Origin of the sequence: Winogradskyella vincentii (genome assembly GCF_020166345.1) — a bacterium.
Taxonomy (GTDB): Bacteria; Bacteroidota; Bacteroidia; order Flavobacteriales; family Flavobacteriaceae; genus Winogradskyella; species Winogradskyella vincentii.
The window spans coordinates 232,280-245,391 of sequence record NZ_JAIUJS010000001.1; the positions used below are offsets into that span (position 1 = coordinate 232,280).

A 13,112-nucleotide genomic window follows, 5' to 3' on the forward strand; every position below is an offset into this window, starting at 1 on the left:
TCACGTATTCATTACGACTTAAAACGTATAGCTTACATTTTCCGCCTTAGGGCGTCTATATATTTTCACCAGCGCTTTGTATTCAAAGCGCTTTTTTATCCTCTAAATTCATGCTTCACGTGCGCACCGTCACAATATGGTTTATTTTGAGATGCTCCACATCTACAAAATGCTGTGGTTCTATTTTTGGTTTCCTTTGAGCCGTCCTTATGTGTAACATTTAGTGTTCCGTATACCAATAATGGTCCATTTTCCAAAATTTCAACTTGAGTTTCAAGTTTTTGAGATGTCATATCTGTCTTATCATTCATATAAAAACTCAAAGCACCAGAAGGGCACTTTTTTACCGTATTAACCAAGTCCTCAAATGTTGCCGCATCAATATCTATCCAAGGTCTATCATTTGGCTTAAAAACATTTGGTAAACCTTTTACACACATGGCAGAATGGATACACTTTTCGGCTTCCCAAACAACCGTAACTTCGCCATTGCTATATTCTTTTATCTTTCCCATTACTTTACGCTTTCTTTAAAGATAATGAATTTTCAGGAGTGAAGAATTAGCTTTACTGCCTCATCTTTAATTCTTATTTTTGTTTACAACCGATAAATCACTTAGCGTTGACCAATTTCAAAACAGGTTTAGACTTTGCTCTTGAACTCGATAGAAACGATAAACTTTCTCATTTCAGAAATCAATTTCACATACCTAAACATACTGATGGAAAGGATTGCATCTACTTATGTGGCAATTCCTTGGGTTTGCAACCAAGAGTTACTCAATCTTATATTAATCAAGAGCTAAAAGACTGGGCTGAGTTAGGTGTAGAAGGCCATGTACACGGAAAAAACCCATGGTTATCTTATCATGAATTACTAACAGATAATATGGCTTCTATTGTTGGTGCAAAACCAATTGAAGTGGTAGTTATGAATACCTTAACTACAAACTTGCACCTCATGATGGTTTCTTTTTATAAGCCAACTAAAAAAAGATATAAAATAGTGATTGAAGGTGATGCTTTTCCTTCAGACAAATATGCTGTTGAATCTCAATTGCGACACCATGGTTATGATGATAAGGAAGGCCTGATATCGTGGAATTCGAGAGAAGGAGAAGAATTGCTTAGATATGAAGATCTAGAAAAAATCCTGGAAAGGTATGGTGATGAAATTGCTTTAATTATGGTCGGTGGAGTTAATTATTATACAGGTCAATTCTTTGATCTTAAACGTATCACTGAATTAGGACATATGCATGGCTGTGTTGTTGGATTTGATTGTGCTCACGGTGCAGGAAATGTAAACTTGGATTTACATAATTCTGGAGCAGACTTTGCAATTTGGTGCAGTTATAAATATCTAAATTCAGGTCCTGGCAGTTTAAGTGGTGTTTTTGTTCATGAAAGACATGCATACAACAAGGAGCTTAATAGGTTCACTGGTTGGTGGAGCCACAATAAAGAGACACGATTTAAAATGCGTGATGATTTTGATATGCTTCCTGGTGCAGAAGGCTGGCAATTAAGTAATCCACCAATATTATCAATGGCAGCCATAAAAGCCTCTTTAGATGTTTTTGCAGAAGCAGGAATGGATAATTTGGTTGCAAAATCAAAGGATTTAACTGCTTATTTCGAATTTTTATTGAACGAATTAAATAATGATAATATTAAGATAATTACACCTTCTAATGAAAATGAACGTGGTTGCCAGTTATCTATCCAAGTGAAAAATGCCGACAGAAACTTAAATCAGAAATTAACAAAAGCAGGTATCATAAGCGATTGGAGAGAACCAGATGTAATACGTTGTGCACCTGTACCGCTTTACAACTCGTTTGAAGATATTTATAACATGGTTGAAAGATTGAAATTAATTTTAAATGAAAAATAACCAACAAAACGTATTAATCATTGGTGCTGGCCTTTGCGGAAGCCTGCTGGCATTGCGCATGGGACAAAGAGGTTATAACGTCAATGTTTACGAGATGCGCCCAGATTTACGTAAAACAGATATTTCTGCAGGACGCTCCATTAATTTGGCATTCTCAGATAGAGGTAATAAGGGTATAAAACTGGTTGGACTAGAAAAGAAAGTCCAAGAATTATGTATCCCAATGAATGGCAGAATGCTACATGACAAAGACGGAAATACCTTTCTTTCAAATTATAGTGGTCGCACACATGAATATATAAACTCTATTTCTCGCGGTGGCTTAAATGCGCTTCTTTTAGATGAAGCAGAAAAACATCCAAACGTAAAAATTCACTTCAACAAAAAATGTAAGTCTGTTGATTTTGAAAATACAACAGCTCTCTTTAAAGATTATCTCACTAAAGATGAATTTATTGAAGATGCAGATTGCATAATTGCTACAGATGGTGCAGGATCGGCATTGAGAAAGAGTTATTATCTAGGTAAAAAATTTCTATTTAGCTTCTCGCAGAACTATCTAACCCATGGTTATAAAGAACTGGCCATTTTACCTGATAAAAATGGAGGTTACAAAACTTACAAAAACGCATTGCATATTTGGCCAAGAGGAGAGTTTATGGTTATTGCATTACCAAATTTAGATGGTAGTTTTACTGTAACTCTATTCTTAAGTTATGATGAAGGCGAATACAATTTCAATAATCTAACAACGCCAGAACGCGTTACTGAGTTTTTCAAAAAAGAATTTCCAGACGCATTGGAACTAATGCCAAATTTAGTTGACGATTTCTTTGAAAATCCAACAGCACCCTTGGGCACGGTTAAGTGCACACCATGGCATTATAAAGGCAATACACTATTAATGGGAGATTCAGCACATGCTATAGTTCCATTTTATGGACAAGGCATGAATGCTTCATTTGAAGATGTTGTAGAATTTGACGCAATCTTAGAGAATCATGATGGTGATTGGGAAAAGGTGTTTACCGAGTTTAGTAAAACCAGAAAAAAAGACACTGATGCCATTGCTGATTTGGCAATAGATAATTTTCATGAAATGAAAGACCATGTAGCCAATCCATTATTTCAGAAAAAACGTAAAATTGAAATGGCTTTAGAAAATCATTTTCCTAATACCTATTTTTCAAAATATAGTTTAGTTACCTTTAATGAAGAAATTGGTTATAGGGAAGCAATGCTACAAGGAAGAGCTCAAGACAAAGCCATTTTAAACATGTTAGTTGATAGGGATATTAATACACCTTATGACGAGTCTAACATTGATGAATTACATCAGATTCTAGAAAAAATTCAAAATGAAACTAAGGCAGTTTTAGAAGATGATAAAATTGCTGGATTACATTAATTATTATGAGTGAAAAAACAGTAACACCAAGAGGAGCTTATCCACACACAAAACGTGTTGGTGATTTTATTTTCGTTTCTGGCACAAGTTCTAGAAGACCAGATAATTCAATTGCTGGAGTGGATATTATTGATGAAATGGGTACCAAAAAACTCAATGCATATACACAAACACAAGAAGTTTTAAAAAATATCGAGCGTAATTTAGTTAAGGAAGGTGTTTCATTAAAAGATGTTGTGGATGTAACATCATTTTTAGTAAACATGAACGACTTTGCGGATTACAATAAAGCATATGCAGAATTTTTTGACAAAGAAACTGGTCCAGCACGTACAACCGTTGCAGTACATCAATTACCACACCCAGATTTAGTGGTAGAAATCAAAGTAATGGCTTATAAGAAGTCTTAATTGTCATAAACTTTTATTTCATGAAATTTAAATTTCTATTATTCGTACCACTTTTCATAATTAACTTTTGTTTAAATTCTCAAACCAACTGGGACGAATTAATAGATGAACATTTAAAGGAAATAATCAAAGAACATAAAGATTTTGTAAGCATTCCTAACCTTCCAGAGAATAAAAACCTAATGCTCAAGAATATCAATTGGGTAGGAGACAATTACAAAACTCTTGGATTTAAAGTCAGTTTATTAGAATCTTCTTCACTTCCACTACTTCTATTAGAGAAAGAATATAATCCAGAGTTCAGTACAGTATTATTTTATTTTCATATTGATGGCCAACCAGTAGATGCGAATAACTGGGATCAAGAAGACCCCTTTATACCAGTTCTAAAAAGCAGAGATGAAAAAGGCAAGTGGAAAACATTAAACTGGGATGCTATCAATCAAAATATTGATAACGAATGGCGAATTTTTGCACGAGCAGCTGCAGATGATAAAGCGCCAATTGTGATGTTATTAAATGCTCTAAAATTCTTAAATACAGAGGGTATAACTCCGAAATTCAATATTAAAATTGTCTTCGATCCAGAAGAGGAATATGGTTCAAATGCATTTTTATCAACTATTGACACTTATAAAGAGCGTTATGATGCAGATGCTATGATTATTATGGATGGGCCAGCACATGAGTCTAATAAGCCAACATTGACATTTGGTTGTCGTGGTATTGCCACATGTACAATTACGACATATGGTGCAAAATTGCCACAGCATAGTGGGCATTACGGGAACTATGTTCCAAATCCTGTATTTTCACTTTCAAGTATTCTTTCGAGTATGAAAGATGAAACTGGTAAAGTTCTCATTAAAGATTTTTATTCTGGCATTTATTTTTCTTCTGAAGAACAGCAAATACTCAATAACGTACCTGATGACACAAAAGTTCTAAACAATAGGTTGGGTATTAAACAACCTGAAAAGGTTGGCAATAATTACCAAGAGGCACTGCAGTATCCATCTTTAAATGTGAGGCAAATCGAAACGTCTTGGAAAGGGAACAAACCCAAAACGGTCATCCCGGAAATAGCAATGGCCAATATTGATGTTAGATTAGTTGTAGAAACCGACGGCAAAGCACAACTCGATAAAGTGAAAGCTCATATAGAAAATTTAGGTTATACTGTTTTAGACAGAGACCCAACTGATGAGGAACGCCTTAAATATTCTAAAATTGTAAAGTTTACAAGATCTAATGGCGTAAATGCTTTTAGAACAAACTTAAATTCTAAATTAGGAACGACACTAAGAGAAAACCTGACTAAAATTTTTGGAGAGGTACCTATTTCTATAAGAACAATGGGAGGTACTGTACCAATTATATCTGCAGTTAAAACTTTAGATGTACCTGCAATCATTGTACCTACTGTAAATATGGACAATAATCAACATAGTCCTAATGAAAACATACGAATTGGTAATATCAGAGAAGGTATTAAAACATGTATTGCTATATTACAGAGTAAGATTTAGGTAGTGAACTATTATTATGAACAATATCAAAAACTACATTAACGGTAAATTTGAACGTCCCATTAAGAATGAATGGATTGAAAACTATGACCCTTCAAATGGTGAAGTTTATGGGCAAATACCAAATTCATCAAAAGAAGATGTAGAAAATGCATATAAGGCCGCTAAATCTGCATTTAATAACTGGAGCAATACAACTCTAGACGAAAGAAGTCGTGTTCTAATTAAGATTTCAGAATTATTAGAGGAAAACTTGGATCGTTTTGCTAAAGCTGAAAGCATGGATAATGGCAAACCCATTTCTTTAGCTAAAACAGTAGACATTCCAAGAGCAGCAAGCAATTTTAGGTTTTTTGGAAATGCTATTACGCAATTCTCAAGTGAAAGTCACGAAAGTGTAGGTCAAAATGCTGTTAACTATACGTTGCGTCAACCTATAGGAGTTGTTGGGTGCATCTCACCATGGAATCTCCCACTCTATTTATTTACTTGGAAAATTGCACCTGCATTGGCAACAGGTAATTGTGTTGTTGCTAAACCTAGTGAAGTAACTCCAATGACTGCTTATCTATTAGGTGAAATCTGTAATGAAGCTGGTTTACCAAAAGGCGTTTTAAATATTGTTCATGGGTTGGGAACATCAACTGGCCAAGCCATTGTTGAACATCCTGATATTAAAGCTATTTCATTTACAGGTGGTACTGCAACAGGTGCTCATATTGCTAAAGTCGCTGCGCCTATGTTTAAAAAACTATCCTTAGAACTTGGCGGTAAAAATCCAAATATCATTTTTGCAGATTGTGAATATGAGGACATGTTAGAAACCACAGTGAGATCTTCTTTTGCCAACCAAGGTCAAATTTGCTTATGTGGCAGTAGGATTTTTGTTGAAGCCACTATATACGAGCAGTTTAAGACAGATTTTGTGAAGAAGGTCAAAAATCTAAAAGTTGGTCATCCATCTGATACTAAAACTAATATTGGTGCTTTGGTTTCAAAACCACATTTAGAAAAAGTAAAAGAATATATACAAATTGCCAGAGATGAAAATGGGATAATCCTTTGTGGTGGTAAGGAAGTTATTGTTGAAGGATATGAGAATGGTTATTACTTAGAACCAACCGTAATAGAAGTTCACGATGATGAATGTAGAGTCAATCAAGAAGAAATTTTTGGTCCAGTTGTTACGATTATGCCTTTTAAAACTGAAGATGACGTTTTAAAGATGGCTAATAAAGTGAAATATGGTTTATCAGCCACACTTTGGACAAATAACCTAAAAAGGACAATGCGCATGAGCAATAAATTGCAAGCGGGAATTGTTTGGGTAAATACATGGATGATGCGTGATCTACGAACTCCGTTTGGTGGCGTCAAAGCCTCAGGTGTTGGCAGAGAAGGCGGGTTTGAAGCGTTGCGCTTTTTTACTGAACCTAAAAATGTTTGTATAAAATATTAGTAAAGTACCTGCTTAATTAGGGAATTATAATTTTAGTAAATACTAACTTAAAAATGAACCCACTTTTAGTGGATTATAGATATGAATTTAGAACTTAACAATAAACATGTTCTTGTTTGTGGAAGCACAGCCGGAATTGGAAAAGCTACTGCTATTGCACTTGCAAATGAAGGTGCAATAATTACCCTTATAGCAAGAAATGAAGAAAAATTAAAAACTACTCTTTCTGAATTACCTCAGCAACGCGACCATAATTACATTGTTGCAGATTTTTCAAATCCAATTGAGTTAAAAGAAAAGGTTAAAGTTTTTATTAATGAAAATCATGGCTTCCATATCTTAATCAATAATACTGGCGGACCTGCAGGTGGCCCAGTTTTTAGTGCGGATATAGAAGAATTTGAGAAAGCTTTTACGCAACATTTAAAATGCAACCATGTGTTAGCACAGACATTAGTTCCATTTATGAAAGATGAAGGGTTCGGAAGGATTATAAATGTTATTTCAACCTCTGTTAAACAACCTTTAGACGGATTGGGAGTAAGCAACACAATTAGAGGCGCTGTAGCAAATTGGAGTAAAACCTTGGCTAACGAATTAGGCTCTTTTGGTATTACAGTTAATAATGTACTACCTGGTGCTACAAGTACAGAACGTCTTTCTGAAATCATTAAAAACAAATCAAATAAAACAGGTAAGTCTATTGAGGAATCAGCTAATGCGATGAAAAATACAATTCCTGCTAAACGATTTGCCAAGCCTGAAGAACTTGCAGATGCCATTACTTTTTTGGCAAGTAAAAGAGCAAGTTATATTAATGGAATTAACCTTCCTGTTGATGGTGGACGAACAAAAAGTTTGTAACTTTATAGAATTACCTAATTAAATCATTAAGATATGAGTAAATTATATCCACCCATTAATTTTAAAGCATGGATTGAAGAAAACAGACATCTTTTAAAACCACCTGTAGGTAATAAAGTAGTCTGGAAAGATGGTGACTTTATTGTAATGGTTGTAGGAGGACCTAATAGCAGAAAAGATTATCATTATAATGAAACGCCAGAATTCTTTTATCAAGTTGAAGGCGACATTGTCCTCAAGGTAATTGACAAAGGCACTCCTAAGGATATTCACATTAGAGAAGGTGAAATATTTTTACTTCCGCCAAAAGTACCACATTCACCACAACGAGGTGCAAATACAGTGGGACTGGTTATTGAATATCCGAGAGAAAAAGGTGTAAAAGATGCCTTACTTTGGTTTTGTGAAAACTGTACAACAAAACTATATGAAGAAGACTTTACACTAGACAATATAGAAACAGACATGCCTGGTATATTTGATAAATACTACGGTGATAAGGATAAACGCTCTTGTCCAAATTGCGGTGAAGTTATGCAACCTCCAAAGAAAGTGGAAGTAAATGACTAAAAGAAAACTAAGAATAAACGGTCATTCTCATCTTCTTCCTTATCCAGAAGAGATTCCTGATTTTATGAAAGATAAAGGGATTTTTTGGGTGGATAAAGACAGAAAATTTATGCTTCAAAAAGATTGGAATCGACCAATTACTGATTCGAGTTTTTTCTTGGACGAGAAACTAGCATGGATGGACCATTTTAAAATTGACCATGCAGTAGTTCTTAATCTTTCTCAATTATATGGAAACGGTCTTCGTTTAGAAGAAATGAAACAAGCCTTAAGATTTCAAAATGATTTCAATGCTAGGATTCAGCGTGACAATCCAAGTAAATTTACTTGCGGGTTTGTTGTACATCCTGGGTTTGTACGTGGTGCTTGTTGGGAAATTGAGCGATGTGTAGAAGTTTTAGGTATGCGTCTTTTGTGCTTACCAACTCATTATATGGATACTATTGGAACATGGCGTTGTATTTTCGATGAGGAAAACGAACCAATTTTCGAACTTGCTGACAAATACAACCTCGCTGTAGAAATACATCCATACGATGGTGAAAAATTTATAAAACTAGAGAATACATCTTGGCGTTTTCATCTTATTTGGATGCTTGCACAATGTGCCGATGCTTACCACTTTTTAACTTTAAATGGTTATTATGAGAAGTATAAAAACATGCGTGTTTGTTTTGCGCATGGTGGTCAGTTAGCACAAATAAACTTGGGCAGAAGAATCCAAGGTTTTGATGGCAGACCTGATCTATTTGAAGGAAAAAGTCATCCTAGAAAAGCCGTTGGCCATAAAAACATTTTCTTTGATACGTTAGTTCATGATACAGGATCGCTTGAATTATTAATAAAAAATCAGACTTCGAAACAAGTTATAATGGGCTTGGACGATCCTTATCCACTAGGCGAAATGGAAAGTGAGAAACAATCATCCTATCCTGGAAAAATTCTAGACCTTGCAATAGACAGGGATATTATAAATGAGACTGAACGCGATGCCATTTGGGAGGATAATGTTTTGCAATGGCTTTTTGGTGAAGACGAAGAAGCAAAAAAATCATTAGTAAACAGAATTTTGGGTTAATGCATTTTTTACCAGAGCCTATAGATAAATATGTAGTAGATCATTCTGAAGAAGAACCAATTATTCTGCAACAACTTACTAGAGAGACCTACCAAAAAGTATTACAACCGATTATGCTGAGTGGACCTTATCAAGGACGTGTACTTAGCATACTTTCAAAATTAATTAGGCCAAAATCAATCCTAGAGATTGGAACATTTACAGGTTATTCCACAATTTGTCTTGCGGAAGGACTGGATACAGAGGGTCAATTACATACTATTGATATTAATGAAGAATTAGTAGATTTTCAACGCAAGTATTTTGACAAATCGGGCTATGGAGATCAAATAAAACAATATTTAGGAAATGCCCTTGATATTATACCAAAATTAGACCATACGTTTGATTTGGTTTTTATTGATGCCGATAAACCAAATTACTCCAACTACTTCCATTTGGTTATTGACAAATTAAATAAGGGTGGTATAATTCTGTCTGACAATGTTTTGTGGCATGGAAAGGTAGTAGAGTCCTTGAACCCTAAAGATAGTTCAACGAAGGCAGTGTTGGAATACAATAAGCTTTTAAAAAATGATGCTAGAATTGAAACGGTAGTACTTCCAGTTCGTGATGGCTTAACTATTAGCAGAAAGAAATAACTAATTGTCCCTTTTTAAAGAACCTGTAAAATCCTCGAGGTCGTCTTTTACTTTATTAAGCTCTTCATTTATATTTTTAGTAACATCAGTATCTACGATATTATTTTCCTTGGCACTTTTAGTAACCTCGTGTTTAATATCATTGGTAGCATCTCTTAAAGTTCTCATACCCTTGCCCATGCCTCGTGCAATCTCGGGTAATTTATCAGCTCCAAATACCAGTACAACTATAAATAGTATAAAAACTATTTCAGTGCCTCCAATAAATAAAAATATAGTTTGGTGTATCACATTGCAAATATAGAGTGACTTTATGTAATAAAAAAAGCCGACTCGTTAAAGTCGGCTTAATATTATAAATGTTTGTTTAGTTTTTAATTTGATTTTTGAATTTATCAAAATCACTCTGTTGTACTTCTCTTGGCCAAGAATTATTTGATGTATCTACATCTGCAGTCTCTAAATCTGGATCTACAGTAATAGCTACAATTTCTTTATCACTTGCTATTGCCCTGCGAGCTTCTTTATCATTTAATCTCCAAATCTGTGCAGGATATGTTACTCTCTCTTTGGTATCATCCGCATAAGTATACTCAACAATTAATGGCATAACAAGTCCTCCTGGTTTATCAAATGTTACTTCATAAAAATACTTTGGTGGAGTTTTCATTTCATTTCTTTGTTCAGGCGTGAAGTTATCCATCAAATATTCTTTCACTGTTGGTAAATCATTGATGCCACCACTATTTTTAGCTGTTTCATAACCCTCTTTTCCTTCTTCAATAAAATAAACAAGACTATTTGAATCCATTCTATAACGTTCAGCAAGTCTTTTACCTTCTTCATTTGGTGTATTTGTTACAGCGTACCTCTTAACTTCTTTGATTCCGATATCAGTGTAGTCAGTTGTATAAAACCATCCTCTCCAGAACCAATCTAAGTCTACCGCTGATGCATCTTCCATTGTACGGAAGAAATCTTCAGGTGTCGGGTGTTTAAATTTCCAACGATTTGCGTATTCTTTAAATGCATAGTCAAACAAGTCTCTACCCATTACTGTTTCTCTTAAAATATTGAGACCAGTTGCTGGTTTAGAATAGGCATTGCTACCAAATTGATACGTATTTAATCCTTTTGTCATAATAGGAGCAATATAATCTTGATCTCCTCCCATGTATCTCACAATATTCTTGGCAGGTCCACGTCTAGAAGGATATTTGGTCTGTCCTGGTGACAAGGCACTAGGATTACTTTCACCAAAATCTTGTTCTGCAACATACTGAACAAAAGTGTTTAAACCTTCATCCATCCATGTCCATTGACGCTCATCACTATTAATGATCATTGGAAACCAATTATGACCAACTTCATGAATAATTACACCAATCATTCCAAATTTAGTTCTATCAGAATAGGTTCCATCCTCATTAGGTCGACCAAAGTTGTAACAAATCATAGGATATTCCATACCCATTGGTGCATGAACAGATATTGCTTTATGGTACGGGTAGTCAAAAGTCATACGAGAGTATGATTTCAAAGTACTTGCAACAGTTCTAGTAGACCACTGTTCCCATAAAGGGTTACCTTCTTTTGAATACATAGAAACGGCCATTACTTCTTTGCTGTCAAGTTTTACAGCCATCATATCCCAAATGAATTTACGTGAGGTTGCAAAACCAAAATCCCTAACCATTTGTGCAGATAATTTCCAAGTTTTCTTATCAGAACTTTTTGTTTTCTCAGTTACACGTGCTTCTTCTTCTGTAACTATCATAACAGGCTCATCAAAGGATTTCTTAGCCTTTTTGTAGCGCTTCATCATTTCCTTTGTAAAGACCTCTTCTCTGTTAGTTAAATAACCTGTACCATCTAAAATGTGATCTGCAGGAACCGTAATATTAACATCGAAATCTCCAAATGGCAATGCAAACTCATCACGACCCCAGAATTGAGAATTCTGCCATCCTTCCACATCGTTGTAAACTGCCATACGAGGATAGAACTGTGCCATTACGTAAATTCTATTATCGTTTTCTTCAAAATATTCATAACCTGAACGACCTCCATCTTTAACATGGTCGTTTATATTATACCACCACTTTATTTGAAATGAAAACTTATCTCCTGTCTCCATTGGTTTCGGTAATTCTACTCGCATCATGGTACGATTAATCATATGAGGTAAATCATTACCATTTACATCTTTAACATGCTCTATATTAAACCCACCATCAAATCGTTCTTTTAAATAAGATCTAACGGCTCTAGACGAAGATGTTGCAGGACCAATCCCTGTGCTATTAATTAAAGGAGTTTTAGAATCTCTAGAACGCATATTCTGGTCTAGCTGAACCCATAAATATGTCAACACATCAGGAGAATTATTTGTATAGGTAATAGTTTCATCACCGTATAATCTTGCATTTTCATCATCTATTTCAATATCCATTTTATAATCAGCCTGTTGCTGATAATAAGCTGGTCCAGGCGCTCCACTCCCAGTTCTAAACATATTGGGTGTAGAAAATTCATCGTATAGCTGTTTAAATTTATTTTCGTTGGTGTGACCTGGTTTACGCTCTGGTTTAATTTCATTTTGAGCTAATGCACTCGCAGAAATAAACATTGTAGCGCATAGGAAATACTTTAAAATTTTCATGTGAATTAGTGTCGTTTATAAAAATGATGACGAAAATAGCTAAATTAACTTAGCTTTAGTAGTGTTTTAATTAAAGTTTAACAAGCAATTGTCGTTGTCTGGAATCAATAAAAAACTCTTGTTTTTATTATTGATTTTGAGTCTAATAATATTTTGTTGATCGGTAAAAACATCAAACAAAACCCTATTCTTAACCTCAATACTTTTTACTTCTGATATATTTTCAATCTCTAGATAACAATAAGCAATATCGTCTTTATATTCTTTACCTATAAAATTGAATTCTACTGGCATTCCATTAAGTGTTACCCTCAGTTTATCCGATAAGTAACGTTGCATGTATTCCTCAACTAATAATGATTCATTTTCATCACCCAAGGTGACCCTATCATCAAATCTTTCCCTTATCAAGGTCTCAAAATCATCAATAAATATTTGAGTTATTATTTGTACTGATTTTTCTTCCTTAACAAATTCAATTTTAGTGACACTAACATAATATTCATGGAGGTAACCACTTGAAAGAAAAAGGGGAATTACAAGTAATAAAAACAGGGATTTAATTTTGCTCATTATTAAAGGCTTGGTCTGACT

The 13,112-nt window shown here is 34.4% G+C and carries 13 protein-coding genes; 9 read left to right on the forward strand and 4 right to left on the reverse strand.

Annotation, left to right across the window (positions count from 1 at the left end; all coding sequences use genetic code 11):
* Positions 1–95: 95 nt before the first annotated feature.
* A complete protein-coding gene (locus LBV24_RS01125) occupies positions 96–515 on the reverse strand; it encodes a (4Fe-4S)-binding protein (RefSeq protein WP_224476767.1) in 420 nt (139 codons plus the stop codon).
* Between the two features lie 107 nt (positions 516–622).
* Here LBV24_RS01125 and kynU point away from each other — a divergent pair, with 107 nt between their 5' ends.
* The 9 genes from kynU to LBV24_RS01170 all read left to right on the forward strand — a co-directional run bounded on the left by kynU (position 623) and on the right by LBV24_RS01170 (position 9,856).
* Positions 623–1,897, forward strand: coding sequence for a kynureninase (gene kynU / locus LBV24_RS01130; protein WP_224476768.1), 1,275 nt, complete (start codon positions 623–625; stop codon positions 1,895–1,897).
* Positions 1,887–3,305 (forward strand): FAD-dependent oxidoreductase, encoded by a 1,419-nt coding sequence (locus LBV24_RS01135; RefSeq protein ID WP_224476769.1) that lies wholly within the window; start codon positions 1,887–1,889, stop codon positions 3,303–3,305. Before kynU ends, LBV24_RS01135 begins: the two co-directional genes overlap by 11 nt.
* A 5-nt stretch (positions 3,306–3,310) precedes the next feature.
* Positions 3,311–3,715, forward strand: coding sequence for a RidA family protein (locus LBV24_RS01140; RefSeq protein WP_224476770.1), 405 nt, complete (start codon positions 3,311–3,313; stop codon positions 3,713–3,715).
* Positions 3,716–3,735: 20 nt separating this feature from the next.
* On the forward strand, positions 3,736–5,244 hold the full coding sequence (locus LBV24_RS01145; RefSeq protein WP_224476771.1) for a M20/M25/M40 family metallo-hydrolase: 1,509 nt from the start codon (positions 3,736–3,738) through the stop codon (positions 5,242–5,244).
* A 16-nt stretch (positions 5,245–5,260) separates the two neighbouring features.
* On the forward strand, positions 5,261–6,703 hold the full coding sequence (locus LBV24_RS01150; protein WP_224476772.1) for an aldehyde dehydrogenase: 1,443 nt from the start codon (positions 5,261–5,263) through the stop codon (positions 6,701–6,703).
* Between the two features lie 81 nt (positions 6,704–6,784).
* The gene (locus LBV24_RS01155) at positions 6,785–7,567 is read left to right on the forward strand and encodes an SDR family oxidoreductase (RefSeq protein WP_224476773.1); all 783 of its coding nucleotides are present in this window, start codon (positions 6,785–6,787) and stop codon (positions 7,565–7,567) included.
* A gap of 33 nt (positions 7,568–7,600) precedes the next feature.
* Positions 7,601–8,137, forward strand: coding sequence for a 3-hydroxyanthranilate 3,4-dioxygenase (locus LBV24_RS01160; RefSeq protein WP_224476774.1), 537 nt, complete (start codon positions 7,601–7,603; stop codon positions 8,135–8,137).
* The gene (locus LBV24_RS01165; RefSeq protein ID WP_224476775.1) at positions 8,130–9,215 is read left to right on the forward strand and encodes an amidohydrolase family protein; all 1,086 of its coding nucleotides are present in this window, start codon (positions 8,130–8,132) and stop codon (positions 9,213–9,215) included. Before LBV24_RS01160 ends, LBV24_RS01165 begins: the two co-directional genes overlap by 8 nt.
* Entirely contained in the window at positions 9,215–9,856 is a 642-nt protein-coding gene (locus tag LBV24_RS01170) for an O-methyltransferase (RefSeq protein WP_224476776.1), read from the forward strand. The genes LBV24_RS01165 and LBV24_RS01170 overlap by 1 nt, the downstream gene beginning before the upstream one ends.
* Here the strand turns inward: LBV24_RS01170 and LBV24_RS01175 are convergent, their stop codons facing one another.
* From LBV24_RS01175 to LBV24_RS01185, 3 genes are all read right to left on the reverse strand, one after another.
* Entirely contained in the window at positions 9,857–10,147 is a 291-nt protein-coding gene (locus tag LBV24_RS01175; RefSeq protein ID WP_114300617.1) for a Sec-independent protein translocase subunit TatA/TatB, read from the reverse strand.
* 76 nt (positions 10,148–10,223) lie between these two features.
* A complete protein-coding gene (locus tag LBV24_RS01180) occupies positions 10,224–12,518 on the reverse strand; it encodes a M1 family metallopeptidase (protein ID WP_224476777.1) in 2,295 nt (764 codons plus the stop codon).
* A gap of 66 nt (positions 12,519–12,584) precedes the next feature.
* Positions 12,585–13,091 carry a DUF6702 family protein gene (locus LBV24_RS01185; RefSeq protein WP_224476778.1) on the reverse strand — a complete coding sequence of 169 codons (507 nt, stop codon included), beginning with the start codon at positions 13,089–13,091 and terminating at the stop codon, positions 12,585–12,587.
* Positions 13,092–13,112 lie beyond the last annotated feature (21 nt).

Excerpts from the sequence above, each read along its gene's own strand:
- LBV24_RS01170 (WP_224476776.1), top strand. The coding sequence starts at position 9,215 with ATGCATTTTTTACCAGAGCCTATAGATAAATATGTAGTAGATCATTCT.
- LBV24_RS01180 (WP_224476777.1), bottom strand. The coding sequence starts at position 12,518 with ATGAAAATTTTAAAGTATTTCCTATGCGCTACAATGTTTATTTCTGCG.
- LBV24_RS01125 (WP_224476767.1), bottom strand. The coding sequence starts at position 515 with ATGGGAAAGATAAAAGAATATAGCAATGGCGAAGTTACGGTTGTTTGG.
- LBV24_RS01135 (WP_224476769.1), top strand. The coding sequence starts at position 1,887 with ATGAAAAATAACCAACAAAACGTATTAATCATTGGTGCTGGCCTTTGC.
- LBV24_RS01185 (WP_224476778.1), bottom strand. The coding sequence starts at position 13,091 with ATGAGCAAAATTAAATCCCTGTTTTTATTACTTGTAATTCCCCTTTTT.
- LBV24_RS01145 (WP_224476771.1), top strand. The coding sequence starts at position 3,736 with ATGAAATTTAAATTTCTATTATTCGTACCACTTTTCATAATTAACTTT.
- LBV24_RS01155 (WP_224476773.1), top strand. The coding sequence starts at position 6,785 with ATGAATTTAGAACTTAACAATAAACATGTTCTTGTTTGTGGAAGCACA.
- LBV24_RS01160 (WP_224476774.1), top strand. The coding sequence starts at position 7,601 with ATGAGTAAATTATATCCACCCATTAATTTTAAAGCATGGATTGAAGAA.
- LBV24_RS01140 (WP_224476770.1), top strand. The coding sequence starts at position 3,311 with ATGAGTGAAAAAACAGTAACACCAAGAGGAGCTTATCCACACACAAAA.
- LBV24_RS01165 (WP_224476775.1), top strand. The coding sequence starts at position 8,130 with ATGACTAAAAGAAAACTAAGAATAAACGGTCATTCTCATCTTCTTCCT.
- LBV24_RS01150 (WP_224476772.1), top strand. The coding sequence starts at position 5,261 with ATGAACAATATCAAAAACTACATTAACGGTAAATTTGAACGTCCCATT.